Annotated in this window: 26 protein-coding genes, 4 tRNA genes and 1 pseudogene; 19 read left to right on the top strand and 12 right to left on the bottom strand. The window is 53.6% G+C overall.

Going from position 1 to position 25,283, the window contains the following annotated elements; all coding sequences use genetic code 11:
- The first annotated feature begins 46 nt into the window (after positions 1-46).
- The 4 genes from NA330_RS21595 to NA330_RS21580 all read left to right on the top strand — a co-directional run bounded on the left by NA330_RS21595 (position 47) and on the right by NA330_RS21580 (position 479).
- Positions 47-123, top strand: a tRNA-Arg gene (locus NA330_RS21595).
- A gap of 54 nt (positions 124-177) precedes the next feature.
- Positions 178-253, top strand: a tRNA-His gene (locus tag NA330_RS21590).
- 20 nt (positions 254-273) lie between these two features.
- Positions 274-360 (top strand) — tRNA-Leu (locus NA330_RS21585).
- A 42-nt stretch (positions 361-402) separates the two neighbouring features.
- A tRNA-Pro gene (locus NA330_RS21580) sits at positions 403-479 on the top strand.
- A 581-nt stretch (positions 480-1,060) separates the two neighbouring features.
- Here the strand turns inward: NA330_RS21580 and hemY are convergent.
- Genes hemY through hemC form a run of 4 tightly spaced genes read right to left on the bottom strand, consistent with a single transcriptional unit; the run spans position 1,061 to position 5,129 of the window.
- Complete coding sequence (gene hemY / locus NA330_RS21575) at positions 1,061-2,257, bottom strand: protoheme IX biogenesis protein HemY (RefSeq protein WP_031608315.1); 1,197 nt, start codon at positions 2,255-2,257, stop codon at positions 1,061-1,063.
- Between the two features lie 2 nt (positions 2,258-2,259).
- A complete protein-coding gene (gene hemX / locus NA330_RS21570; protein ID WP_000138967.1) occupies positions 2,260-3,429 on the bottom strand; it encodes a uroporphyrinogen-III C-methyltransferase in 1,170 nt (389 codons plus the stop codon).
- Positions 3,430-3,450: 21 nt separating this feature from the next.
- Entirely contained in the window at positions 3,451-4,191 is a 741-nt protein-coding gene (hemD, locus tag NA330_RS21565; protein ID WP_023241739.1) for a uroporphyrinogen-III synthase, read from the bottom strand.
- Entirely contained in the window at positions 4,188-5,129 is a 942-nt protein-coding gene (hemC, locus tag NA330_RS21560; protein WP_001521319.1) for a hydroxymethylbilane synthase, read from the bottom strand. The genes hemD and hemC overlap by 4 nt, the downstream gene beginning before the upstream one ends.
- Before the next feature lie 376 nt (positions 5,130-5,505).
- Here hemC and cyaA point away from each other — a divergent pair, with 376 nt between their 5' ends.
- Complete coding sequence (gene cyaA / locus NA330_RS21555; RefSeq protein ID WP_000281719.1) at positions 5,506-8,052, top strand: class I adenylate cyclase; 2,547 nt, start codon at positions 5,506-5,508, stop codon at positions 8,050-8,052.
- A 77-nt stretch (positions 8,053-8,129) separates the two neighbouring features.
- Here cyaA and cyaY read toward each other — a convergent pair whose 3' ends face one another.
- From cyaY to NA330_RS21535, 4 genes and pseudogenes are all read right to left on the bottom strand, one after another.
- Positions 8,130-8,450 carry an iron donor protein CyaY gene (gene cyaY / locus NA330_RS21550; RefSeq protein ID WP_023241740.1) on the bottom strand — a complete coding sequence of 107 codons (321 nt, stop codon included), beginning with the start codon at positions 8,448-8,450 and terminating at the stop codon, positions 8,130-8,132.
- Positions 8,451-8,519: 69 nt separating this feature from the next.
- Positions 8,520-8,909 (bottom strand): DUF3021 family protein, encoded by a 390-nt coding sequence (locus tag NA330_RS21545; RefSeq protein WP_023194999.1) that lies wholly within the window; start codon positions 8,907-8,909, stop codon positions 8,520-8,522.
- Positions 8,897-9,199, bottom strand: a pseudogene (locus NA330_RS21540) (hypothetical protein); the annotation flags it as partial. The gene NA330_RS21545 and the pseudogene NA330_RS21540, both read right to left, overlap by 13 nt.
- The gene (locus tag NA330_RS21535) at positions 9,169-9,420 is read right to left on the bottom strand and encodes a hypothetical protein (protein ID WP_001621231.1); all 252 of its coding nucleotides are present in this window, start codon (positions 9,418-9,420) and stop codon (positions 9,169-9,171) included. The pseudogene NA330_RS21540 and the gene NA330_RS21535, both read right to left, overlap by 31 nt.
- 185 nt (positions 9,421-9,605) lie before the next feature.
- Here NA330_RS21535 and lptM point away from each other — a divergent pair, with 185 nt between their 5' ends.
- The 8 genes from lptM (at position 9,606) to corA (ending at position 16,708) form a co-directional block, all read left to right on the top strand.
- Complete coding sequence (gene lptM / locus NA330_RS21530) at positions 9,606-9,809, top strand: LPS translocon maturation chaperone LptM (protein ID WP_000799903.1); 204 nt, start codon at positions 9,606-9,608, stop codon at positions 9,807-9,809.
- A 36-nt stretch (positions 9,810-9,845) separates the two neighbouring features.
- Positions 9,846-10,670: a diaminopimelate epimerase gene (dapF, locus tag NA330_RS21525; protein ID WP_001160671.1), complete on the top strand. Its 825-nt coding sequence runs from the start codon at positions 9,846-9,848 to the stop codon at positions 10,668-10,670.
- The gene (locus NA330_RS21520) at positions 10,667-11,374 is read left to right on the top strand and encodes a DUF484 domain-containing protein (RefSeq protein WP_000812760.1); all 708 of its coding nucleotides are present in this window, start codon (positions 10,667-10,669) and stop codon (positions 11,372-11,374) included. Before dapF ends, NA330_RS21520 begins: the two co-directional genes overlap by 4 nt.
- On the top strand, positions 11,371-12,273 hold the full coding sequence (gene xerC / locus NA330_RS21515) for a tyrosine recombinase XerC (protein WP_000132874.1): 903 nt from the start codon (positions 11,371-11,373) through the stop codon (positions 12,271-12,273). The genes NA330_RS21520 and xerC overlap by 4 nt, the downstream gene beginning before the upstream one ends.
- Positions 12,273-12,989: a 5-amino-6-(5-phospho-D-ribitylamino)uracil phosphatase YigB gene (gene yigB, locus NA330_RS21510; protein ID WP_001213560.1), complete on the top strand. Its 717-nt coding sequence runs from the start codon at positions 12,273-12,275 to the stop codon at positions 12,987-12,989. Before xerC ends, yigB begins: the two co-directional genes overlap by 1 nt.
- 134 nt (positions 12,990-13,123) lie before the next feature.
- Positions 13,124-15,286 (top strand): DNA helicase II, encoded by a 2,163-nt coding sequence (gene uvrD, locus NA330_RS21505; protein WP_000383436.1) that lies wholly within the window; start codon positions 13,124-13,126, stop codon positions 15,284-15,286.
- 259 nt (positions 15,287-15,545) lie between these two features.
- Positions 15,546-15,602: a YsgD/CorL family protein gene (gene ysgD / locus NA330_RS21500; protein ID WP_212723238.1), complete on the top strand. Its 57-nt coding sequence runs from the start codon at positions 15,546-15,548 to the stop codon at positions 15,600-15,602.
- Between the two features lie 155 nt (positions 15,603-15,757).
- Positions 15,758-16,708: a magnesium/cobalt transporter CorA gene (gene corA, locus NA330_RS21495; RefSeq protein WP_000947139.1), complete on the top strand. Its 951-nt coding sequence runs from the start codon at positions 15,758-15,760 to the stop codon at positions 16,706-16,708.
- Between the two features lie 47 nt (positions 16,709-16,755).
- Here the strand turns inward: corA and NA330_RS21490 are convergent, their stop codons facing one another.
- Positions 16,756-17,136, bottom strand: a complete 381-nt coding sequence (locus NA330_RS21490; protein WP_023139942.1) for a hypothetical protein — start codon at positions 17,134-17,136, stop codon at positions 16,756-16,758.
- Between the two features lie 174 nt (positions 17,137-17,310).
- Here NA330_RS21490 and NA330_RS21485 point away from each other — a divergent pair, with 174 nt between their 5' ends.
- On the top strand, positions 17,311-17,607 hold the full coding sequence (locus tag NA330_RS21485; protein WP_001156607.1) for a hypothetical protein: 297 nt from the start codon (positions 17,311-17,313) through the stop codon (positions 17,605-17,607).
- Positions 17,608-17,646: 39 nt separating this feature from the next.
- Here NA330_RS21485 and rarD read toward each other — a convergent pair whose 3' ends face one another.
- Together rarD and yigI are read right to left on the bottom strand one after the other, a co-directional pair.
- The gene (rarD, locus tag NA330_RS21480; protein ID WP_001631499.1) at positions 17,647-18,534 is read right to left on the bottom strand and encodes an EamA family transporter RarD; all 888 of its coding nucleotides are present in this window, start codon (positions 18,532-18,534) and stop codon (positions 17,647-17,649) included.
- A 43-nt stretch (positions 18,535-18,577) separates the two neighbouring features.
- Positions 18,578-19,045 (bottom strand): acyl-CoA thioesterase YigI, encoded by a 468-nt coding sequence (gene yigI / locus NA330_RS21475; protein WP_001277136.1) that lies wholly within the window; start codon positions 19,043-19,045, stop codon positions 18,578-18,580.
- A gap of 164 nt (positions 19,046-19,209) precedes the next feature.
- Here yigI and pldA point away from each other — a divergent pair, with 164 nt between their 5' ends.
- From pldA to rhtC, 3 genes are all read left to right on the top strand, one after another.
- Positions 19,210-20,079 (top strand): phospholipase A, encoded by an 870-nt coding sequence (gene pldA, locus NA330_RS21470; protein WP_001201692.1) that lies wholly within the window; start codon positions 19,210-19,212, stop codon positions 20,077-20,079.
- Positions 20,080-20,162: 83 nt separating this feature from the next.
- Complete coding sequence (recQ, locus tag NA330_RS21465) at positions 20,163-21,992, top strand: ATP-dependent DNA helicase RecQ (protein WP_001664819.1); 1,830 nt, start codon at positions 20,163-20,165, stop codon at positions 21,990-21,992.
- Between the two features lie 63 nt (positions 21,993-22,055).
- Positions 22,056-22,676 carry a threonine export protein RhtC gene (gene rhtC / locus NA330_RS21460; protein WP_000928814.1) on the top strand — a complete coding sequence of 207 codons (621 nt, stop codon included), beginning with the start codon at positions 22,056-22,058 and terminating at the stop codon, positions 22,674-22,676.
- A 39-nt stretch (positions 22,677-22,715) separates the two neighbouring features.
- Here rhtC and rhtB read toward each other — a convergent pair whose 3' ends face one another.
- Positions 22,716-23,336, bottom strand: a complete 621-nt coding sequence (rhtB, locus tag NA330_RS21455) for a homoserine/homoserine lactone efflux protein (RefSeq protein WP_000142523.1) — start codon at positions 23,334-23,336, stop codon at positions 22,716-22,718.
- A gap of 110 nt (positions 23,337-23,446) precedes the next feature.
- On the opposite strand from rhtB, the gene pldB reads away from it, so the two are divergent.
- Entirely contained in the window at positions 23,447-24,463 is a 1,017-nt protein-coding gene (gene pldB / locus NA330_RS21450; RefSeq protein WP_000487685.1) for a lysophospholipase L2, read from the top strand.
- Between the two features lie 15 nt (positions 24,464-24,478).
- Positions 24,479-25,279, top strand: a complete 801-nt coding sequence (gene yigL / locus NA330_RS21445) for a sugar/pyridoxal phosphate phosphatase YigL (RefSeq protein ID WP_000285338.1) — start codon at positions 24,479-24,481, stop codon at positions 25,277-25,279.
- Positions 25,280-25,283: the final 4 nt, after the last annotated feature.

Raw genomic sequence — 25,283 nt, 5'->3', positions numbered from 1 at the left:
CAGCGGGGTGTGAAGTCCGTATTATCCACCCCCGCAACGGCGCTAAGCGCCCGTAGCTCAGCTGGATAGAGCGCTGCCCTCCGGAGGCAGAGGTCTCAGGTTCGAATCCTGTCGGGCGTACCATTTATTTAGGTGCTTGAGCTGCGGTGGTTTAATACCGCGTAAAAAGTTTCAGTGGTGGCTATAGCTCAGTTGGTAGAGCCCTGGATTGTGATTCCAGTTGTCGTGGGTTCGAATCCCATTAGCCACCCCATTAATATAGAGTTGTGAAACGCGAAGGTGGCGGAATTGGTAGACGCGCTAGCTTCAGGTGTTAGTGTCCTTACGGACGTGGGGGTTCAAGTCCCCCCCCTCGCACCACGACTCAATGAATTGAACTAAAAATTCAAAAAAGCAGTATATCGGCGAGTAGCGCAGCTTGGTAGCGCAACTGGTTTGGGACCAGTGGGTCGGAGGTTCGAATCCTCTCTCGCCGACCAATTTTGAACCCCGCTTCGGCGGGGTTTTTTGTTTTCTGTTCATTTTCAACTACTTATCCCGCACGTGTTGCCATTATGGTTTATTGGCGATATCCCAGACTTTATTTGTCGCTATTCGGTGACGAATAATCTATTGATTTATAATCACTTTATAAAAAGCATCCTGTTCTGTCTCCGCCGGGCGACACGCTAAAACCTCGCCAGCAGCGGGGGGATGTCAATCGCGTGAATTCTCTACGTTTTTTTAACGCCTGCGCCTGTTTTTTAGCGGTGCAAAGATGGCACGTTATGTGCAATAATGTACGGGTAGATGCTCATTCCATCTCTTATGTTCGCCTTCTGGCCTCATAAACTCAGGAATGATGCAGAGCCGTTTACGGTGCTTATCGTCCACTGACAGATGTCGCTTACGCCTCATCAAACACCCTGGACACAACGTTGAGTGAAGCACCCCTTTATGTTGTCATACAGACCTGTTTTGACGCCTGCCCCTTAACCGGGCAGGCGTTTTTTTATGCATCCCGAATGATTTTGTGTAGGCGGTAGGCCCGGTAAGCGAAGCGCCACCGGGCAAGAGGGAATTACTGCGGGGGATTGTTCTGTAATGTCAGCATCAGGCCGTCGCGCCGCATGGCGGCGGCCTCTTCCGGTTGATGCAGTCGATCAAGCGCATCGGCAAGCCAGGCATAATCATACGCGTCCGGGCGTTGTTTCAGCGCGGCGCGGAAAGCCAGGGTCGCCTCCTGCCATTCACCGTGTTTCATTAGCGACTGGCCGAGCGTGCTCCATAACAGCGGGCGATCGCCTACCGTCTTGATTTGCTGGCGCAGCACTTTCTCCAGTTGTTCCGGATTATTGGTTCTGAGGCGAGGAATGGGCAGCACCAGCCGATCGTCATACTGGCGTTTCAGACCGTCGATGATAATCTGCTGCGCCATATCATGATCGTCACACTCGATCAGATGCTCGGCCATTGCGACCTGCAGCGCCACCTGATGGCGGGTTTTACGGCTTTGGTTTTTCCACCAGGTGCGTAATCCTTCGCTGCCCTGCTCGGCACGCGCCTGATCCATGAGTCCTATCCACGCCTGTTGTTCGAGGATGGCGCGATGCGCTTCATCGCCGACGTGCGCTTTCGCCATGGATGGGATGATATCCAGTAAAGAACTCCATGCGCTGGTGCGAATATAGGCCTGCTCCGCCAGACGCAGAACTTCCGGGTGACGCGGCGTGACCTCCAGCAGTTTGTCCACGCCGTGACGCGCTGCGTGATTTTCATTGCGCGCCAGCTGTAAGCGCACGCGCGTGATCTCGACCGGGATGGTGTCGTTCCCCGCCAGCTCTGCCGCACGTTCAAGGTGCTGATTAGCGCGCGCTTCATCGCCGCGCTGCTGTGCCGCTTCTGCCGCCAGCAGATAATTTACCACCGGTTGTTCAGCATGGTCGGCATTTTTTGACATCAGCTTTTCAACCTGCTGATAGTCGCCCTCCGCCAGCTTCAGCAGCGCCTGTTCGGTCTGCTTGCGGGCGCGACGGCGTTTACGGCCGGCAAACCAACCGCGGGTGTGCGCGCCGGTACGAAACAGACGGCGTAGCAACCACTCAATGGCGAATAGCACCACCATAGCGACGATGAGAATGATCGCCAGTCCGGTGACGCTGGTTTCAATGTTGTAGGTATCGGTCTGGATTAACACATAGCCCTGGTGACCGGCTATCATCGGGCCGACCACGATACCCGCGAGCAACAACACAAAGAGCAATAATACTTTTAGCATCATTATTCTCCTTGCGGCGCGGCTGCCGGAGCGTCTGTCTGCGTGGCAGGCGCTGCCGTAGAGACTGTCGGTTGCGCCAGCAGATTACGCACGCGGGTTTGCATCAGTTTTTCAAGGATCGCCTGGCTTCCCAGGGTTTCCGGCAGATCCATCGTGATATTTTGCTGGCTTAATTTATCGACCTCCTCCAGGAAGGCTTTTGTCGCGGCGTCGTCAGTATCGTAATAAGCGCGAACCCAGGTCGAAACGTTATCCAGCGCCTGACGGTATGTTTCTTCCTGATGGCGTGGCACGGCCTGCGCGGCGACTAACAGGCGGGAGCGAATATTTTCGCGTAAATAGACGTCCTGGTTGGGCGCCAACAGCGGTACGGCAGTATCATCGCGGCGGCGAATGGTAATAAAGCTGTCCATAAAGTTCTGCCAGCTTTTTTGCAGGTTAACGCGCCATTCGCTTAGCGAGCTGGACAGCTCGCTGCTGTCTGAATCCATCGGCGAACCATCGGTATCGTTATCCGCCAGACGCAAGTTATCGATTTGGTTAGAGAGCTGATTGAGCTTGAGAATAATGCCGTCGTAGTCGATCTGCGCAACGGATGACAGGCTGGCGATATCGTCAGTAATCGCGCGTCGTGCGGTAATCAGGCTGGGGTCATTCATGTCCGCCAGACTGGCGTCAGCGCTTTTGAGCAGCGCAGCGGCGGTAGTGACGTCCTGATCGCTCCACAGCTTACGTCCGGCGAGTTTCACCAGGAAATCAGCCTGCGCCAGCAGCCAGGTTTTAGCATCGCTGCCGGAAATAGTGGCGACTTTTTGTTGTACTTCATCAAGCTGTTTCGCCAGCGCCGCCTGTTGGCGATTCGCGTCTTCTAACTGCGCCGCTTGTTTTTTGATAATCCCTTCCAGCTCCGCTTTTTGGCTCTCCTGCGCCTTTTGCAAGGCGGTCAGTTGCGTCGCCAGTGCATCGCTGGTTTCCGTTTGCGCGGTTGCCTGCTGTTTTCCCCAGCCATAAAGCCCAATACCTGCCGCCAGGGCAATCGCAATCGCCACCGCGCTTAATACCAGCGCGGCGCCGTTCTTACTTTTTTTCTCGGTATTAACTGGCTGTGGCGTGGTTTCCACGCTCTCCCTGGTCTCATCAACCACGGCGGAGGATTTTTCTTGTTCCGTCATTATGGCATCCCATTATGAGAGTTATTGTAATGCGCGCAACAGCGCATCGTTGTCGGCGTTATCAGCGACCTTAATATCTTGCCAGCCCAGTTCCCGGGCGAGGTGCGCCAGACGCTCACTGACGACCAATAGCCGACAGCGTAGTAACCAGTGCTCACGATACCACTCGGGAGTCAGCGACCAGAGCCGTTGCAACATCTCGCCGCTGGTAACAACAAGCGTTGTTACGCCGCGAGTATGCCAGCGCATCGCTTCTTCCGCGCCATCGTAATGTTTCGCACATCGTTGATAACATTCACAAAAACTGACTTCGGCTCCGCGAGCTGTCAGGGTTTCGCCCAGCAGTTCGCGGCCGCCATTGCCACGCAAAATCAGCGCGCGTTTGCCCGCAATATTTTGTAATTCAGGTAATTGTAGCAAGGCTTCGCTGATTTCCCGATCCAATGGATAACGAATATCGAACCCGCTAACGGTATGAAGGGCGAGCGCCGTGGTGCGGCCAATCGCGAAATAGCGCGGCGCCACAGGCCAGTTTCGACCATCCCGCTGGAGCTGGGCGTGAGCAAAGGCGACGGCGTGCTGTGAAAGGGCAAAAACCAGATCGTTTTCCGCGAGCGTCGCCAGGCGGTCGGCCAGGGTGGGTAGCTCCCGGCCGGCGACAAATTCAATCAGTGGAAAACTCCAGGCCACCTGCCCCAGTGCGCGCAGACGGCTCACTAACGCTTCCCCTGCGGGAGAGGGGCGGGTGATCAGAATACTCATGCGGGCGTCTCGCCGTTATAAACTTCCGTCAGAATCGCGCGCGCGCCGTTTTCCAGCAGTTCCTCTGCAAGCGAGATGCCCATTTGCTCCGCCTGCTCGGGAGAACCACGACGTTCACCGCGCACCATCACCGAACCGTCCGGCGCGCCAACCAGCGCGCGTAGCCAAATTTCACCGTTGATGATTTCTGCATAGCTGCCAATCGGCACCTGACAACCGCCTTCCAGGCGGGTGTTCATAGCGCGTTCCGCCGTTACGCGCAGCGCGGTTTGCGAGTGATTCAACGGTGCGAGCAGCGCCTGCGTTCGCGCGTCGTCAAGACGACACTCAATCCCGACGGCGCCCTGGCCTACGGCAGGAAGCGAAACGTCGGGCGGCAAGGCTGTGCGAATGCGCGACTCCAGACCTAAGCGTTTCAGACCGGCCACGGCCAGGATAATGGCGTCATAGTCGCCGTTGTCCAGCTTGCCGAGACGTGTGCCGACGTTGCCGCGCAACGAACGGATAATGAGGTCCGGACGGCGTTCCGCCAGTTGACACTGACGACGCAAACTGGATGTCCCGACGATACTACCCGCGGGCAGATCGTCCAGACTGTGATATTTATTCGAGACAAACGCGTCGCGCGGATCTTCGCGCTCGCAAATGGTCACCAGACCGAGACCGTCCGGGAAGGCCACCGGAACGTCTTTCATAGAGTGCACGGCGATATCAGCGCGTTTTTCCAGCAGCGCGATTTCAAGCTCTTTAACAAACAGTCCCTTACCGCCCACTTTCGCCAGGGGAGTATCAAGGATCACGTCGCCGCGTGTGACCATCGGCACCAGTTCTACCGTCAGTCCCGGATGGGTTGCCATCAATGCGTCTTTGACATAATGTGCCTGCCAAAGCGCAAGGGGACTTTGGCGTGTGGCAATTCTTAAAACATTGTCTAACATGCTTGTTACCGTCATTATCAATCATTGACCATCCTAACATCCTTATAGAGAGTATGTTAGTTTTCCGGTCACCGTGAGTGAGAGGATAAGGCGCAGTGTCGTCAATGACAGTGAATAATGACGAGAAACCGCCAGCCCGTATTTAAGAATTTACACGCAGCGAACGGTGCTACACTTGTATGTAGCGCATCTTTCTTTACGGTCAATGAGCAAGGTGTTAAATTGATCACGTTTTAGACCATTTTTTCGTCGGTATTAGATAAAAATATGCAGACGAGAAAGGGTAACGGTTATTTTTGACATACGGTTTATCCCGAATGGCGACGGTCAAGTACTGACCTGCACCATGACGGGTAGCAACATCAGGCGATACGTCTTGTACCTCTATATTGAGACTCTGAAACAGAGACTGGATGCCATAAATCAACTGCGTGTGGATCGCGCGCTTGCTGCCATGGGACCCGCTTTTCAGCAGGTTTACAGTCTTCTGCCGACATTATTGCACTATCACCATCCACTGATGCCGGGTTACCTTGATGGTAACGTTCCCAGCGGTATTTGCTTCTACACGCCTGATGAAACCCAACGCCACTATCTGAACGAACTTGAGCTGTACCGCGGTATGACGCCGCAGGACCCGCCGAAGGGCGAGCTGCCGATTACCGGCGTTTACACTATGGGTAGCACCTCCTCGGTCGGGCAGAGCTGCTCGTCCGACCTGGATATCTGGGTGTGCCATCAGTCCTGGCTCGACGGTGAAGAGCGTCAGTTGCTGCAACGTAAGTGTAGCCTGCTGGAAAGCTGGGCCGCCTCGCTTGGCGTTGAGGTGAGCTTCTTCCTGATCGACGAGAACCGTTTCCGCCATAACGAAAGCGGCAGTCTGGGCGGGGAAGACTGTGGTTCTACGCAGCATATCCTGTTGCTTGATGAGTTTTATCGTACCGCTGTGCGCCTGGCCGGGAAGCGTATCCTGTGGAGTATGGTGCCGTGCGACGAAGAAGAGCATTACGACGACTATGTCATGACGCTCTACGCGCAGGGCGTATTAACGCCAAACGAATGGCTGGATCTGGGGGGCTTAAGCTCGCTCTCCGCCGAAGAGTACTTTGGCGCCAGCCTGTGGCAGCTATACAAGAGCATTGACTCGCCGTACAAAGCGGTGCTGAAAACGCTGCTGCTGGAAGCCTACTCATGGGAATATCCCAACCCACGTCTGCTGGCGAAAGATATTAAACAACGTCTGCATGACGGTGAAATCGTATCGTTTGGACTCGATCCCTACTGCATGATGCTGGAACGGGTCACTGAATACCTGACGGCGATCGAAGATCCGACGCGGCTGGATTTAGTCCGCCGCTGCTTTTACCTGAAAGTGTGCGAGAAATTAAGTCGCGAGCGCGCCTGCGTAGGCTGGCGTCGGGAAGTATTAAGCCAGTTAGTCAGCGAGTGGGGATGGGACGACGCGCGTCTGACCATGCTCGATAATCGCGCAAACTGGAAAATCGATCAGGTGCGCGAAGCTCACAACGAATTGCTCGACGCCATGATGCAAAGCTATCGTAATCTGATTCGCTTTGCGCGGCGCAACAACCTCAGCGTGAGTGCCAGCCCGCAGGATATCGGCGTACTGACGCGTAAGCTGTACGCGGCTTTTGAAGCGTTGCCGGGTAAAGTCACGCTGGTGAACCCGCAGATATCGCCGGATCTGTCCGAGCCGAATTTAACCTTTATCCATGTGCCGCCGGGACGCGCCAACCGTTCAGGCTGGTATCTCTACAACCGCGCGCCGAACATGGATTCCATCATCAGCCATCAGCCGCTGGAATATAACCGTTATCTTAATAAGCTGGTCGCGTGGGCGTGGTTCAACGGCCTGCTGACGTCGCGAACGCATCTGTTTATTAAGGGCAACGGTATTGTCGACCTGCCTAAGTTGCAGGAGATGGTCGCCGATGTTTCGCACCATTTCCCGCTGCGCTTGCCTGCTCCGACGCCGAAAGCGCTCTACAGCCCCTGTGAAATTCGCCATCTGGCGATTATCGTTAACCTCGAATATGACCCGACGGCGGCGTTTCGCAATAAGGTGGTTCATTTTGACTTCCGTAAGCTGGACGTTTTCAGCTTTGGCGAAGAGCAAAACTGTCTGATAGGCAGTATCGACTTGTTATATCGCAACTCGTGGAACGAAGTGCGTACTCTGCACTTTAACGGCGAGCAGGCGATGATCGAAGCGCTGAAAACGATTCTGGGGAAAATGCACCAGGATGCCGCGCCGCCGGATAGCGTCGAAGTGTTCTGCTACAGTCAGCATCTTCGCGGTCTGATTCGCACCCGCGTGCAGCAACTGGTCTCCGAATGTATCGAGCTACGTCTTTCCAGCACCCGTCAGGAGACCGGTCGCTTCAAGGCGCTGCGGGTTTCCGGGCAGACGTGGGGACTATTCTTCGAACGCTTGAATGTCTCGGTGCAGAAGCTGGAGAACGCTATCGAATTCTACGGCGCGATTTCGCATAACAAGCTGCACGGGCTGTCGGTACAGGTGGAAACCAACCAGGTGAAATTGCCGTCAGTGGTGGATGGCTTCGCCAGCGAAGGGATCATTCAGTTCTTCTTTGAAGAAACGGGCGATGAGAAAGGCTTTAATATTTATATTCTGGATGAAAGTAACCGGGCGGAAGTGTATCACCACTGCGAAGGTAGCAAGGAAGAACTGGTGCGCGACGTCAGTCGCTTCTATTCGTCATCGCACGATCGCTTCACGTATGGCTCCAGTTTTATCAACTTTAACCTGCCGCAGTTCTACCAGATAGTGAAAACCGATGGCCGCGAGCAGGTGATCCCATTCCGTACGCAGCCTATCAACACCGTGCCGCCAGCAAACCAGGATCATGACGCGCCGCTATTGCAGCAGTATTTTTCCTGAGGATTTTCGCCAGGTGGCGGCTACGCCTTACCGGGCCTACAGTAAGCCGGATAAGCAAAGCGCATCCGGCAAATAAATCAACGAAAACTCACCTTTTCACCCGCTTGCTGCGTCGCCGCCTGCTCCAGCAGATCCCAGAAGGTTTCGCCGCTGCGATCGCAAACCCACTCGTCGCCTTTCAGATCGAAATGATAGCCGCCCTGTTTGGTCGCCAGCCACACCTGGTGCAACGGCTCCTGACGGTTAATAATGATCTTACTGCCGTTCTCAAAGCTGAGGGTCAGCACGCCGCCGTTGATTTCACAGTCGATATCGCTGTCGCCATCCCAGTCGTCCAGACGTTCTTCAATGGCTAACCACAGAGTGTCGGCAAGGCGATGAAATTCACTGTCGTTCATTGTTTTATCCCGCTATTGAGTGATAGCGCCAGTATAAGGGGAAGCGTCAGCTTCTGGAACCGATACGAATTACCGTTGTGAGCGGTAAAGGATAAAACCCAGCGGTAGATAAATGACGATAAATAGCGCACTGGTGATAAGTATGACGGACGCATTAACCGGGAAATGGTTCAGAGCCGACAGCATTGCCACCATCAGCGCGACGCAGCCGCCGCAGAGGAGAAAATGCAACAGGATTAAGGGGGCGCGCGGCTTTGCTTTGATATCCAAAAGAGCGCTAAGCAGACCGAGTACCGCGCTTATCGTCAGAACCCCGGCAGCTTCAACACCGTTTATCGTGCCGTGCATAACGCTTTCAACAATGACGTAAATGCATGAACCGATCCCCACGCCCCGAAGGGCGTTTTTCAGATGTTTAATCAAGTGCGCAAAACGGTTTAGCGGCGTCATTTTTGGCATTCCTGCGCCTGCGTTATGATGATGATATCTTTATTATTGGTGTACATGACGTTCCTATTCAGAGTATGCGTCTTATCCGGGCAGGGGGATGCTGTTCGGTAAAGCTGGCTGCCAATCCACGTATAAACATAGCGGTTGTCATACGCAAAACGCTCGGTGACTTTTAGCGGCCCATTGATGCTAAAGACCTGAATACCCTGACCTTGCTGGCTATCACGCATAAAATAGCCGTGCTCTTTTCCGGCGTTAATTTTCCGGTTCAGGAAGGGGGCTGGGCTATCCAGTTCCAGCCCTGAGTTGCCGGGTTAATCAATGAATTGGGTAACCGACGCAGGCGTTTGAAATTCACCTCCGGCAACGAAAGATTGTTCTCCTCTTCTGGCTGAAGATAAACCACGCCGCTGCCTTGCCGTTGATAAACATTGTGCGGAGATTCACTCAGCCGGCATCCCCAGGCGGGAGGCAGCAGAAGTGAAAGCGAAAAAAGGCAAAACAAATTACGATATTGCATAAGGTCATCCGGACGTGGTACGTAAACCTAAAGTGATTAGCAAAGCATGTTCCCTGATGTAAATGCGCAATAATCATGGCAACGCGCCGCTTTTCAGATTTTATAAAGAGCCCCTAAACGCTTGCTTTTACGCCTTCTCCTGCGATGATAGAAAATAGAAAGCATGAACTTACAGGCAATCCATAATGAAAAACGTGTTTAAGACACTCGCTGTACTTCTGACTCTGTTCAGCCTGACGGGCTGCGGTTTGAAAGGGCCGCTTTATTTCCCGCCAGCCGATAAAAATGCGCCGCCGCCGACGAAAAAAGTCGATTCGCAAACGCAGTCCACGATGCCCGATAAGAACGATCGCGCAACGGGAGATGGCCCGTCCCAGGTCAATTACTGAGGATAGTTTTCTGTCCCCGCGTGAACGGAGTGAATGATGCAATTCTCTAAAATGCATGGCCTTGGCAACGATTTTATGGTCGTCGACGCGGTAACGCAGAATGTCTTTTTTTCGCCGGAACTGATTCGTCGGCTATCCGACAGACACCTGGGCGTAGGGTTCGATCAGCTGCTGGTGGTTGAGCCGCCCTATGATCCTGAGTTGGACTTTCATTACCGCATCTTCAACGCCGACGGCAGTGAAGTCTCGCAGTGCGGCAATGGCGCGCGCTGTTTCGCGCGATTTGTTCGCCTGAAAGGGCTAACCAATAAACGCGACATTCGGGTCAGTACCGCGAATGGCCGGATGGTACTGAGCGTCACGGAAGATGAACTGGTACGCGTCAATATGGGCGAGCCAAACTTTGAACCCGCGCAGGTGCCTTTTCGCGCCAACAAAGCGGAAAAGACGTATATTATGCGAGCGGCGGAACAGACCATATTGTGCGGCGTGGTTTCAATGGGTAATCCGCACTGTGTCATTCAGGTTGATAACGTCGACACGGCGGCCGTTGAAACACTGGGGCCGGTTCTGGAAAGCCATGAGCGTTTTCCGGAACGCGCCAACATTGGTTTTATGCAGGTTGTAAGACGTGAGCATATCCGGCTGCGAGTCTATGAACGCGGCGCAGGGGAGACCCGCGCGTGCGGCAGCGGCGCGTGCGCTGCCGTTGCCGTGGGGATTCAGCAGGGGCTGCTGGCTGAAGAAGTACGCGTGGAATTACCGGGCGGTCGGCTGGATATCGCCTGGAAAGGTCCGGGTCATCCGTTATACATGACTGGTCCGGCGGCACATATCTACGACGGATTTATCCATTTATGAAGCAACCAGAGGAAGAACTACAGGAAACGCTCACGGAACTGGACGATCGAGCGGTCGTCGATTACCTGCGCCACCACCCTGAGTTTTTTATCCGTAACGCCCATGCCGTGGAAGCGATGCGTGTTCCACATCCCGTGCGGGGAACGGTTTCGCTCGTTGAGTGGCATATGGCCCGCGCGCGTAATCACATCAATGTGCTTGAAGAAAATATGACGCTGCTGATGGAACAGGCTCATGCCAATGAAAGCCTGTTTTATCGCTTGCTGCATCTGCAAAGCCGTCTGGTCGCCGCGGATAGTCTGGATGAGATGCTGATGCGGTTTCACCGCTGGGCGCGCGATTTGGGGCTTGCCGGCGCGACGCTGCGTTTGTTCCCGGATCGGTGGCGTCTTGGCGCGCCATCGCGCTATACGCATCTGGCTTTAAACCGTCAGGCCTTCGAGCCGCTGCGTATTCAACGACTGGGACAGTCGCAGCATTATCTTGGCCCGCTAAACGGCCCGGAACTGCTGGTGGTCTTGCCGGAGGCGAAGGCTGTAGGCTCGGTAGCTATGTCGATGATGGGCAGCGATGGCGACCTCGGGGTGATTCTCTTCAGCAGCCGTGACCCGCACCACTATCAGCCGGGGCAGGGGACGCAGCTTTTACAGGAGATCGCGCTGATGCTGCCGGAACTGCTGGAACGCTGGATTAAACGCGTATGACGGATGTCGCGCTTTCTCAGGATGTCTCGCGGTTCCTGCGCTATTTAGGCGTGGAGCGCCAGCTTAGCCCCATTACCCTGCTGAACTACCAGCGTCAGCTTGATGCCATTATCGCTTTAGCCGGAGAAACCGGGCTGAAAAGCTGGCAACAATGTGACGCTGCGATTGTGCGCAGTTTTGCGGTGCGCAGTCGGCGCAAAGGGCTTGGCCCTGCCAGTCTGGCGCTACGTCTCTCGGCATTGCGAAGCTTTTTTGACTGGTTAGTCAGTCAGGGCGAATTGAAAGCTAACCCGGCGAAGGGTGTCTCCGCACCGAAAGCGCCGCGTCATCTGCCGAAAAATATTGATGTCGACGACGTTAACCGCCTGCTGGACATCGATCTTAACGATCCGCTCGCCGTACGTGATCGGGCGATGCTGGAGGTCATGTACGGCGCGGGGCTGCGTTTATCCGAACTGGTTGGCCTGGATATAAAGCACCTCGATCTTGATACCGGCGAAGTGTGGGTAATGGGTAAAGGCAGCAAAGAGCGACGCCTGCCGATTGGCCGTAACGCGGTGACGTGGATTGAGCACTGGCTGGATCTGCGCGGCCTGTTCGCCAGCGATGAAGAGGCGTTATTCCTGTCGAAGCTCGGCAAGCGTATCTCCGCGCGCAATGTCCAAAAACGGTTCGCCGAATGGGGCATAAAGCAGGGGCTAAACAGCCACGTGCATCCACATAAGCTGCGCCATTCGTTCGCGACCCATATGCTGGAATCGAGCGGCGATCTGCGCGGCGTGCAAGAGCTGCTGGGTCATGCCAACCTTTCCACCACCCAAATTTATACTCATCTTGATTTTCAACACCTTGCTTCAGTGTACGACGCGGCGCATCCGCGCGCTAAACGGGGGAAATAATGCGTTTTTACCGGCCTTTGGGGCGTATTGCCGCGCTCACCTTTGACCTGGATGATACCCTTTATGATAACCGTCCGGTGATTTTGCGTACTGAGCAGGAAGCGCTCGCTTTTATGCAAAATTATCACCCGTCGCTACGTTCGTTTCAAAACGTCGATTTACAGCGGATACGGCAGGCGGTGCGTGAAGCGGAGCCGGAAATCTATCATGACGTTACCCGCTGGCGCCATCGCGCGATAGAGCAGGCCATGCGGGATGCGGGATTATCGGCGCAGGAGGCCATTGCCGGCGCGAATGCGGCGATGATGCATTTTGCCAAATGGCGCAGCCAGATTGAGGTTCCGCAGGCTACCCATGAGACATTACAGCAGCTTGCGAAAAAATGGCCGCTGGTGGCGATCACTAACGGCAATGCCCAGCCGGAACTGTTTGGCCTCGGCGATTACTTTAAGTTTGTACTGCGCGCCGGCCCGGATGGACGTTCCAAGCCGTTTAGCGACATGTATTTCCTGGCGGCGGAAAAGCTGCATGTGCCGATCGGCGAGATCCTGCATGTCGGCGACGATCTGACTACCGATGTGGCTGGCGCTATTCGCTGTGGGATGCAGGCCTGCTGGATTAAACCTGAAAATGCCGACCTGATGCGGACGCAGGACAGCCGTTTACTGCCGCATATCGAAATTTCGCGGTTGGCATCTCTCACCTCGCTGATATAATCACCAGTAGTTCTGTATAAATTCCCAGTTATTCTGGCGGATGGCGCTATGCTTATCCGCCCTACGATAAGTAGCCCCGGTAAGCGAAGCGCCCCGGGCGTTTTTAGTTTTCATGTTTTTACGCGGCGGTGCCAATGGACGTTTCTTACCTGCTCGACAGCCTTAATGATAAACAGCGCGAAGCGGTGGCCGCGCCACGTAGCAACATGCTGGTGTTGGCGGGCGCGGGAAGCGGGAAAACCCGCGTGCTGGTGCACCGTATCGCCTGGTTACTGAGCGTAGAAAACAACTCGCCATACTCCATCATGGCGGTGACCTTTACCAACAAAGCGGCGGCGGAAATGCGCCATCGTATTGGCCAGTTGATGGGGACCAGCCAGGGCGGAATGTGGGTAGGGACGTTCCACGGTCTGGCGCACCGCCTGCTGCGCGCGCATCATATGGACGCTAATTTGCCGCAGGATTTCCAGATTCTCGACAGCGAAGATCAGATGCGTTTGCTTAAACGCCTGATTAAGGCGATGAATCTTGATGAGAAGCAGTGGCCGCCGCGTCAGGCGATGTGGTACATCAATAGCCAGAAAGACGAAGGGCTACGCCCGCACCATATCCAAAGCTATGGCAACCCGGTGGAGCAGACCTGGCAGAAGGTGTATCAGGCCTATCAGGAAGCGTGCGATCGCGCTGGTCTGGTGGATTTTGCCGAGCTACTGCTGCGCGCTCATGAACTATGGCTGAACAAGCCGCACATCCTGCAACACTATCGCGAGCGGTTTACTAACATCCTGGTGGACGAATTCCAGGATACCAACAACATTCAGTACGCCTGGGTTCGTCTGCTGGCGGGCGATACCGGTAAAGTGATGATTGTCGGCGACGATGACCAGTCGATTTACGGCTGGCGCGGGGCCCAGGTAGAGAACATCCAGCGCTTCCTCAATGATTTCCCCGGCGCGCAGACCATTCGTCTGGAGCAGAATTACCGCTCGACCAGCAACATCCTTAGCGCGGCGAACGCTCTGATTGAGAATAACAATGGGCGTTTGGGTAAAAAGCTATGGACTGACGGCGTTGATGGCGAACCGATATCGCTGTACTGCGCTTTCAACGAACTGGATGAAGCGCGCTTTGTGGTTAATCGTATCAAAACCTGGCAGGACAACGGCGGCGCGCTTGCGCAATGCGCCATCCTTTATCGCAGCAACGCCCAGTCGCGCGTGCTGGAAGAAGCGTTATTACAGGCCAGTATGCCGTACCGCATTTACGGCGGGATGCGCTTCTTCGAACGCCAGGAGATCAAAGATGCGCTCTCTTATCTGCGTTTGATTGCCAATCGCAACGATGATGCCGCCTTTGAACGCGTGGTGAATACCCCAACGCGCGGCATCGGCGACCGCACGCTGGACGTGGTGCGCCAGACCTCGCGCGATCGCCAGCTAACATTGTGGCAGGCGTGCCGTGAATTGTTACAGGAAAAAGCCCTGGCCGGGCGTGCGGCCAGCGCGCTACAACGCTTTATGGAACTGATCGACGCTCTGGCGCAGGAAACCGCCGACATGCCGCTGCATGTGCAGACTGACCGGGTGATCAAAGATTCCGGCCTGCGCACCATGTATGAGCAAGAAAAAGGCGAGAAAGGCCAGACGCGCATCGAAAACTTAGAGGAACTGGTGACGGCGACGCGGCAGTTCAGCTACAACGACGAAGATGAAGATTTGATGCCGTTGCAGGCCTTCCTCTCTCACGCGGCGCTGGAAGCGGGCGAGGGGCAGGCGGATACCTGGCAGGATGCGGTGCAGCTGATGACGCTGCACTCGGCCAAAGGGCTGGAGTTTCCGCAGGTGTTTATCGTCGGCATGGAAGAGGGCATGTTCCCCAGCCAGATGTCGCTGGATGAGGGCGGGCGTTTGGAAGAGGAGCGTCGTCTGGCCTACGTCGGCGTTACCCGTGCCATGCAGAAACTGACGCTAACCTATGCCGAAACTCGCCGTCTGTATGGTAAAGAGGTTTATCATCGCCCGTCGCGTTTTATCGGCGAGTTGCCGGAAGAGTGCGTGGAAGAGGTCCGTCTGCGCGCCACCGTCAGTCGTCCGGTGAGCCATCAACGAATGGGAACGCCGCTGGCGGAAAACGACACAGGCTACAAACTCGGCCAACGCGTGCGCCATGCGAAGTTCGGCGAGGGAACTATTGTCAACCTGGAGGGCAGCGGCGAACATAGCCGGTTGCAGGTGGCTTTTCAGGGGCAAGGGATCAAATGGCTGGTTGCCGCATATGCGAAGCTGGAAACGGTTTGACCGACTCTCATATTGCCGGATGACGCCTCTTATCCGGCCTACGCGCTGGCTAACATTTTGATTTGTAGGCCGGATAAGGCGAAGCCGCCATCCGGCGATATATTGATGTTAATACTCTGAAATCATAGATAAATACTCTCACTCTGCTAACCTTTCTGCATAAGGGGAAATTATTGCTTTTTCGCGTTTCGTTGCGTGTTGACGGCAAATTTTTGCTGGCGTAACATGCGCCCACGATTACGCTAAGAGGACATTCGCCTTGGACACACCCAGTAGATACTGGCTCATTATCCTGTCATCCAGGATCAACTCCTAAGGCTATCCCTTTTTGCTGATAGCCTTAGCGGTTGTCAGCGACCTTTCATTTTTTCCCGTCGCGTTGAGTCAGGCTGTTTAATGGTCTGAAACCCAATTTGTTTCTGTGTGCCCATCTGAACTGTCCGATATTTTTACGCATTGGGAGTCCCGGTCATGCTGAGCGCATTTCAACTGGAAAAAAACCGACTGACCCGGCTGGAAGTCGAGGAGTCACAAAGCCTGATTGATGCCGTATGGGTCGATTTGGTCGAACCGGACGACGACGAGCGATTGCGCGTACAATCTGAGCTGGGCCAGAGTCTGGCGACGCGTCCTGAACTGGAAGATATCGAAGCATCCGCGCGCTTCTTTGAAGACGAAGACGGACTGCATATCCACTCCTTCTTCTTCTTCGAAGATGCGGAAGATCATGCCGGTAACTCTACGGTGGCATTCACTATTCGCGATGGCCGTCTGTTTACGCTGCGTGAACGCGAACTGCCCGCCTTCCGTTTGTATCGTATGCGCGCCCGCAGCCAGGCGATGGTCGACGGTAATGCTTATGAATTACTGCTCGATCTGTTCGAAACCAAAATTGAACAGCTAGCGGATGAGATCGAAAACATTTACAGCGATCTGGAAAAACTGAGCCGCGTCATTATGGAAGGGCATCAGGGCGATGAATACGACGAAGCGCTCTCCACGCTGGCGGAACTGGAAGATATCGGCTGGAAGGTACGCCTGTGTCTGATGGATACCCAACGCGCGCTGAACTTCCTGGTGCGCAAGGCGCGCTTACCGGGCGGACAGCTGGAGCAGGCGCGTGAGATCCTGCGCGATATCGAATCTCTGCTGCCGCACAATGAATCGCTGTTCCAGAAGGTGAACTTCCTGATGCAGGCGGCGATGGGTTTCATCAACATTGAGCAGAACCGCATTATCAAAATCTTCTCGGTGGTTTCCGTGGTGTTCCTGCCGCCGACGCTGGTCGCTTCCAGCTATGGGATGAACTTCGAGTTTATGCCGGAACTGAAGTGGAGCTTTGGTTATCCAGGCGCGATTATCTTTATGATTCTGGCGGGGCTTGCGCCGTATCTGTACTTTAAGCGCAAGAACTGGTTGTAAAATCAACGGACTGGCGATTTAACCGCCAGTCCGTTGGAAGTTCTTCATCATGAGGAAAGTTCTTGTTTTGAAGAAGCGATGAAAGATAGCAGTAGTGTTGTGAGTATTACCCAGGCAATATTGAGTTGTATACCAATATTATCGCAATCAGCCCCATTGAGTGCGACACTGACTGTACAGAAGACATTTACACCTATAGACAATGCGATGAAATAAAGTGCCCTGCAACCTGAATCTCTGATTCTCTTCGCGCCAATATTAATATGGATATAGGTATTGACAATAATAAATATTAAATCAAGATATTGGTTTTTAGGCATTATAGTAAATAATATTATCCATGATGATAATGTATAAATAACAAACTTTGCTCGCTTCAATGTATCCTTGGGGGAAGGGTGAAAAATATCTTTAATAATCCTAATCATATTATTTTTTCCATATTGATAACCAACTTCAGGCCTCACATGTAAATATATCACACTGAATTTTCTAATGACAGTAATGGTAAATAATGGCATGATAATTACGTTGCACAGCAATAGATAATAATTAAATATATTATCTGGTAATTAACAATTTCAATGAATGGATTTCATAAAATGCAAGAGAAAAATTTCTGGCAAGTTTATTTTGGTAAAGACCCTTTTTCTAAAGCCGAATTCATTAAAGCCTGGATTGGATGGTGGGTGATTGCTATTGTCCTGCTCGTTGTACTGTCGATTTGTACTTCATTAAATTTGAGGGGGATTGGAATAGCGTTGGGATTCGGCTTTTGCCAGATCCATGCCCGTTATTTAACGTTTGTTGGTTGGAATAAGTTTATTGGTGTGTTGGGCGTGTTTCCAGTAACAAATATTATATTATTTATTGTATTGCTATTTACTAAAAAGAAATAACATAAAATGGCAGCCAGATAATAGCTGCCATTTTATTATTTAATGCTTACGCCGCTGCGTATAAATCGCATCCATCACGAAAATCGCCAGCGCGACCCAGATAAACGCAAATGTCACCATCTTATCCGCGCCCGGCACTTCGCCATAAAACGTCACCGCCAGTAAAAACATCAGCGTTGGGCCGATATACTGGAAAAAGCCCAGTGTAGAAAGACGCAGACGCGTAGCCGCTCCGGTAAAGCACAGCAGCGGAATCGTAGTGACCACACCCGCCGCCATTAACAGCAAGTTCAACGATAGTGCGTTTTGCCCCATATGGCTGGTGGCGCTATCCGCAATGCCAAACAGATAAATTGCCGCGACCGGCAACAGCCATAGCGTTTCGACCAGCATACCCGTCTGCGCTTCAACGGCGATCTTCTTACGCACCAGGCCGTAAAACGCAAAACTAAACGCCAGCCCCAGCGCGATAATCGGCAGCGAGCCAAAGGTCCAGAGTTGCACCAGCACGCCGCACACCGCCAGAATTACCGCCAGCCACTGCATTCGACGGAAGCGTTCGCCAAGAAAAATCATCCCCAGCAAGATGTTAACCAGCGGATTAATGAAATAACCCAGGCTGGCCTCCAGCATATGGTGATTATTTACCGCCCAAATGAACAATAGCCAGTTACCGCCGACCAGTACGGCGGACAGGGCCAGCAGGAAAATCTTCTTTGGCGTTTTCAGTAAGCGCTTAACCTGTCGCCACTGCCGGCTGACGCTAAGCAGCGCCACCATAAAGAAAAATGACCAAATCACGCGGTGCGTCAGGATCTCATCTGCGGGAACGTAATAGATCAGCTTGAAATACGCGGGGGCGATCCCCCAAATAAAATAGGCGGCAAGAGCGAGTAATACGCCCTGCCGTGTTTGTTTTGCGTCCATCCGGAAAACTCGTATCTGAAGTGTAACAACAGTTTACCTGCTTTTATCCCACCATATAAGTAGCGGTGGCGCTGGCGATGTACAGCTGATCTTCATTGTGTAATTCCACGCGGGCGACGGCCACTTTATTCCCTGCGCGCAGCAGGCTACTGGTGGCCGTAAAGCGGTTGCCTCTGCCCGGACGCAGGTAATCGACGCGCAGGTCAATCGTTCCCATCCGCGACAGGCGCTGGCGTAGTTCATCTTCGCTGATGGTTTCGTGGCGAGTTAGCGTGCTGCCGACGCATACCAGTCCGGCGGCGACATCCAGCGCAGAGGCGATCACGCCGCCATGTAAAATGCTTTGCGCCCAGTTGCCGACCATCATCGGCTGGTTGTTGAAGGCCAGTTGGGCGAACGCTTTTTCATAGCGTTCCAGCTCCAGCCCTAACGCCCGATTAAACGGCATGTGGTAGACAAACATTTCACCCACTAATTTCAGAGCTTGTTCAGCGGTAAGTACAGCGGACATAGATTCCTGACACTCCATTGGTTAATGAAATGTTGATATTATGCTTCTTAATTGTTGTTTTCTACTTTAAGAAGGGATAACTAACGGCTATGTGTGTAAATATGTAAAAATGGTTGGCAGAGAATGATTCAAGCTGAAAATACTTCGTCAGGAGAACGTCAAGAATGCGGGCGATTTTGAGAGGGTTGTTGCCAGCCACGCTACTGCCATTAGCGGCATATGCACAAGAAGCTACGATAAAAGAGGTTCATGATGCGCCTGCAGTACGGGGAAGTATCATCGCTAACATGCTACAGGAGCATGATAACCCTTTTACGCTTTACCCTTATGACACGAACTACTTGATCTACACGAACACCAGCGATCTGAACAAAGAGGCCATAAGTACCTACAACTGGTCTGAAAACGCACGTAAAGATGAAGTGAAATTTCAGTTGAGCCTGGCGTTTCCGCTGTGGCGCGGAATACTGGGGCCGAACTCGGTACTGGGCGCTTCCTATACGCAGAAATCCTGGTGGCAGCTTTCCAACAGTAAAGAGTCTTCGCCGTTTCGCGAAACCAACTACGAACCGCAGCTTTTTCTTGGTTTTGCTACCGATTATCGCTTTGCCGGCTGGACGCTGCGCGACGTAGAGATGGGCTACAACCATGACTCTAACGGACGTTCGGACCCCACCTCGCGTAGCTGGAACCGTCTGTATACCCGTCTGATGGCCGAAAACGGTAACTGGCTGGTAGAGGTCAAACCGTGGTACGTGATTGGCAGTACCGACGATAATCCGGACATCACCAAATATATGGGTTATTACCAGCTTAAAATCGGTTATCACCTGGGCGAGGCGGTATTAAGCGCCAAAGGCCAGTACAACTGGAATACAGGCTACGGCGGCGCGGAAGTTGGATTAAGCTATCCGGTCACTAAACATGTCCGGCTTTATACCCAGGTGTACAGCGGCTATGGCGAATCGCTGATCGACTATAATTTTAATCAGACACGTGTCGGCGTCGGCGTGATGCTTAACGATATCTTCTGATTGGATTGTGTTTTAAACATTGCAGTTTCTCTCGCAGGCGCTGAAAATAGCGCCTGTTTTGATTTATGGTGAACGGGGTTAATGTGGCGCAGGCGGAAGTGTTGAATCTGGAATCAGGGGCCAAACAGGTTTTGCAGGAAACCTTTGGCTACCAACAGTTTCGCCCGGGCCAGGAAGCGATTATTGATACTGCGCTCTCCGGTCGCGACTGTCTGGTCGTCATGCCCACCGGCGGCGGCAAATCTCTGTGCTATCAAATCCCCGCGTTGTTGCTGGATGGATTGACCGTCGTCGTTTCGCCCTTGATCTCGTTGATGAAAGACCAGGTCGATCAGCTACTGGCGAACGGGGTGGCGGCGGCCTGTCTGAACTCCACTCAAAGCCGCGAGCAGCAGCTTGAGGTGATGGCGGGGTGCCGTACCGGACAGATTCGTCTGCTGTATATTGCGCCGGAACGCCTGATGCTGGACAACTTTCTTGATCATCTGGCGCACTGGAATCCGGTATTGCTGGCGGTGGATGAAGCGCACTGTATCTCGCAATGGGGACATGATTTCCGTCCGGAATATGCGGCTCTCGGTCAGCTTCGCCAGCGTTTTCCCGCTTTGCCGTTTATGGCATTGACCGCCACCGCCGACGACACCACGCGCCTGGATATTATTCGTCTGCTTGGGCTTAACGATCCGTTAATCCAGATCAGTAGCTTTGACCGACCGAATATCCGCTACATGCTGATGGAGAAGTTTAAGCCGCTCGACCAGCTAATGCGCTATGTTCAGGAGCAACGCGGCAAATCGGGTATTATCTACTGCAACAGTCGGGCGAAAGTGGAAGATACCGCCGCGCGCTTGCAAAGTCGCGGCATTAGCGCGGCGGCCTATCATGCGGGGCTGGAAAACGCTATTCGCGCCGATGTGCAGGAAAAATTTCAGCGCGACGATCTGCAAATCGTGGTGGCGACCGTCGCTTTTGGAATGGGCATAAACAAACCTAACGTACGTTTCGTCGTGCATTTCGATATCCCGCGCAATATTGAATCCTACTATCAGGAAACGGGCCGCGCCGGGCGCGACGGACTGCCTGCGGAAGCCATGCTATTTTACGATCCGGCTGACATGGCCTGGCTACGTCGTTGTCTGGAAGAGAAACCAGCCGGACAGCTTCAGGATATTGAACGGCATAAACTGAATGCGATGGGCGCTTTTGCCGAAGCGCAAACCTGCCGCCGCCTGGTATTACTTAATTACTTTGGCGAAGGCCGACAAGAACCGTGCGGCAACTGCGATATCTGTCTCGATCCGCCCAAACAATATGATGGCTTAAACGATGCCCAGATTGCGCTTTCTACCATTGGTCGGGTTAACCAGCGTTTTGGCATGGGCTACGTTGTCGAGGTGATCCGCGGCGCGAATAACCAACGCATCCGCGATTTCGGTCATGACAAACTCAAGGTTTATGGCATGGGACGCGAAAAGAGCCATGAGCACTGGGTGAGCGTGATTCGCCAGCTCATTCATCTGGGGCTGGTAATGCAAAATATTGCGCAGCACTCCGCATTACAGTTGACGGATGCCGCGCGTCCGGTACTCCGTGGAGACGTTCCGCTAAAGCTTGCGGTGCCGCGCATCGTCGCCCTCAAACCCCGCGTGATGCAGAAATCGTTCGGCGGTAATTACGATCGCAAATTGTTCGCTAAGTTGCGCAAGCTGCGTAAAGCTATCGCTGATGAAGAGAATATCCCGCCGTATGTGGTCTTTAACGACGCCACGTTGATAGAAATGGCGGAACAGATGCCGGTTTCCGCCAGCGAGATGTTAAGCGTTAACGGGGTTGGGATGCGCAAACTGGAGCGCTTCGGGAAAGAATTTATGGCGCTCATCCGCGCGCATGTCGATGGTGATGACGAAGAGTAGTCAGCCCGGCAAAAAAGTGCCAGGATGGTGACTCACTGAACTATTTCCCCGCGAGCCATTTTTATGTTGATGCTATTTTTCACCGTGGCAATGGTGCACATCGTTGCGCTAATGAGCCCCGGCCCCGACTTTTTCTTCGTGTCTCAAACTGCTGTCAGCCGTTCGCGTAAAGAAGCGATGATGGGCGTACTGGGCATTACCTGCGGCGTGATGGTATGGGCGGGCGTGGCGCTGCTTGGCCTGCATCTCATCATCGAAAAAATGGCCTGGCTGCATACGATCATTATGGTAGGCGGCGGCCTGTACCTGTGCTGGATGGGCTATCAGATGCTGCGCGGCGCGCTGAAAAAACAGGATGCGGCGGCGTCTTCTCCGCACATTGAACTGGCGCAGAGCGGGCGCAGTTTTCTCAAAGGGCTGTTGACCAATCTGTCGAATCCTAAAGCGATTATCTATTTTGGTTCCGTTTTTTCACTGTTTGTCGGCGATAACGTCGGCGCTGCGGCGCGCTGGGGTATTTTCGCGTTAATCACCCTGGAAACGCTGGCCTGGTTTACCGTAGTCGCCAGCCTGTTCGCGCTGCCGAAAATGCGCCGCGGCTATCAGCGTCTGGCGAAATGGATTGATGGTTTTGCCGGCGCTCTGTTTGCGGGCTTTGGTATTCACCTGATTATTTCGCGCTAATTTACCTCCGGGCCGGATAAACATCATCCGGCACGACTATCACGCGTGTCTTGCCGACGCCAGGAGCGCGCCTACCAGCATAAACAACGAACCAAACGCTTTATTCAGCGCCTTCATCTGCTTTGGTCCTTTAATCCAGGCGGCAATGCGCTGCGCCAGCGTGGCGTAACCGGTCATCACAATCATATCCACCACAATCGTAGTGACGCCGAGAATGAGGTACTGCGCCAGTTGCGGTTGCTGCGGCATGATGAATTGCGGAAACAGGGCGGCAAGAAAGACAATACTTTTGGGATTGGTTAGATTGACAAATATCGCCCGTTTGAACAGCCGACCCCGCGATTGCGTCTGGGCGAGAGTATGCAGATCGATAGCGCCTGCGGCGCGCCATTGCTGGATACCCAGCCAGATAAGATAAGCCGCGCCAGCCCATTTCAGAATTTCAAAAGCGAGGAGCGAGCGCGAAAAGAGCGTACCCAGTCCGACGCCCACCAGTACGATATGTATCCCCAGTCCGGTCTGGAGTCCAGCGATAGAAGCCGCTGCGCCACGATATCCATGGTTGATAGACGTCGTCATGGTATTGATGGCGCCTGAACCCGGAGAAAGACTCAGCAGAGTTGAGGTCAGTAGATAGGCGAACCACCATTCAAAGGTCATGCGAAACTCCCTGGTTGTCTGTTTTTGTGCCACAATACGCTACTGCCGCTGTGTTGTGTCAGGCACGACGCAAAAAACGATTTTACCTGGTAAACGAGGCCGAAAACCCGATGTTTCAGCAGCAAAATGACTGGGAAACAAGAGAAAATGCGTTTGCCGCTTTTGCTATGGGGCCGCTGACCGATTTCTGGCGTCAGCGGGAAGAGGCAGAGTTTATCGGCGTGGGTAACATTCCGGTGCGCTTTGTCCGTTTTCGAAATGATTCCAACGATCGGACGATCGTCATTTGTCCTGGCCGCATTGAGAGTTATGTAAAATACGCTGAACTGGCGTATGACCTTTTTCATCTCGGTTTTGATATCTTCATCATCGACCACCGTGGTCAAGGGCGCTCCGGGCGGATGTTATCGGACCCGCATCGGGGCCACGTTGATCATTTTAACGATTATGTTGAGGACTTAGCGGCGTTCTGGCAGCAGGAAATTGAGCCGGGGCCGTGGCGTAAGCGTTATATCCTGGCGCACTCAATGGGGGGCGCGATAGCCACTCTGTTCCTGCAACGCCATCGTGTGCGGTGCGACGCTATTGCGCTCACCGCGCCGATGTTTGGTATTGTGATACGCTTGCCTTCCTTTATGGTGCGCCATATTCTCGACTGGGCCGAAGGGCACCAGCGTATCCGTGAAGATTACGCTATTGGTACTGGTCAGTGGCGGGCGTTGCCGTTTGGGATGAATGCGCTGACCCACAGCCGCCAGCGTTATCAGCGCAACTTACGATTTTATGCCGACGAGCCGCAGCTGCGCGTTGGCGGCCCCACCTGGCATTGGGTACGCGAAGGCATTCTGGCGGGTGAGCAGGTTCTGGCTGGGGCGAGCGATGACACGACGCCTACGCTACTGATTCAGGCGGAAGAAGAGCGGGTAGTGGATAATCGCACCCACGATCGTTTTTGTGAAATTCGCGCCGCGGCGGGATACCCTTGTGAAGGGGGAAAACCGCTGGTTATCAAAGGCGCGTACCATGAGATCCTTTTTGAAAAGGACGCCATGCGCTCAGTCGCGCTTAACGCCATTGTTGAATTTTTCAACAAGCCTAATTTATCCAGCGGAAATCGCTTTGCTTAGAGGTTAAATTTTATTATGTATCAGGTTGTTGCGTCTGATTTAGATGGCACGCTGCTCTCCCCCGACCATACGTTGTCCCCTTATGCCAAAGAGACTCTGAAGCTGTTGACCGCACGCGGCATCCATTTTGTCTTTGCCACTGGTCGTCATCATGTCGATGTAGGGCAAATCCGCGATAATCTTGAAATCAAGTCTTACATGATCACCTCCAACGGCGCGCGAGTGCACGATACCGACGGGAATTTGGTTTTTACGCATAATCTGGACAGCGACATTGCCAGCGACCTGTTCGGGGTGGTGAATGCGAACCCGGACATCGTGACTAACGTTTATCGCGACGACGAATGGTTTATGAATCGTCATCGCCCCGATGAAATGCGTTTTTTCAAAGAGGCGGTATTTAACTACTCGTTGTTTGAACCTGCGCTGCTGGAGCCGGAGGGCGTCAGCAAAGTGTTTTTCACCAGCGACACTCATGAAAAGTTGTTGCCGCTGGAGCAGGCGATTAACGCGCGCTGGGGCGATCGGGTAAACGTGAGCTTCTCTACGCTAACCTGTCTGGAAGTGATGGCGGGCGGAGTGTCGAAAGGTCATGCGCTGGAAGCGGTCGCTCAGGCGATGGGGTACAGTCTGAAAGAGTGTATCGCCTTTGGCGACGGAATGAACGACGCTGAAATGCTCACGATGGCGGGCAAAGGCTGCATCATGGGCAATGCGCACCAGCGTCTGAAAGACCTGTATCCCGAACTTGAGGTGATCGGCATCAACGCGGATAACGCCGTGCCGCATTACCTGCGCGATCTTTTCTTACGCTGATGTG

It is taken from the genome of Salmonella sp. NW722, assembly GCF_051702785.1.
In the GTDB taxonomy this organism is placed as follows: Bacteria; Pseudomonadota; Gammaproteobacteria; order Enterobacterales; family Enterobacteriaceae; genus Salmonella; species Salmonella enterica.
The sequence above is the reverse complement of the archived record's forward strand: the minus strand, read 5'-3'. Positions and strand labels throughout refer to the sequence as shown.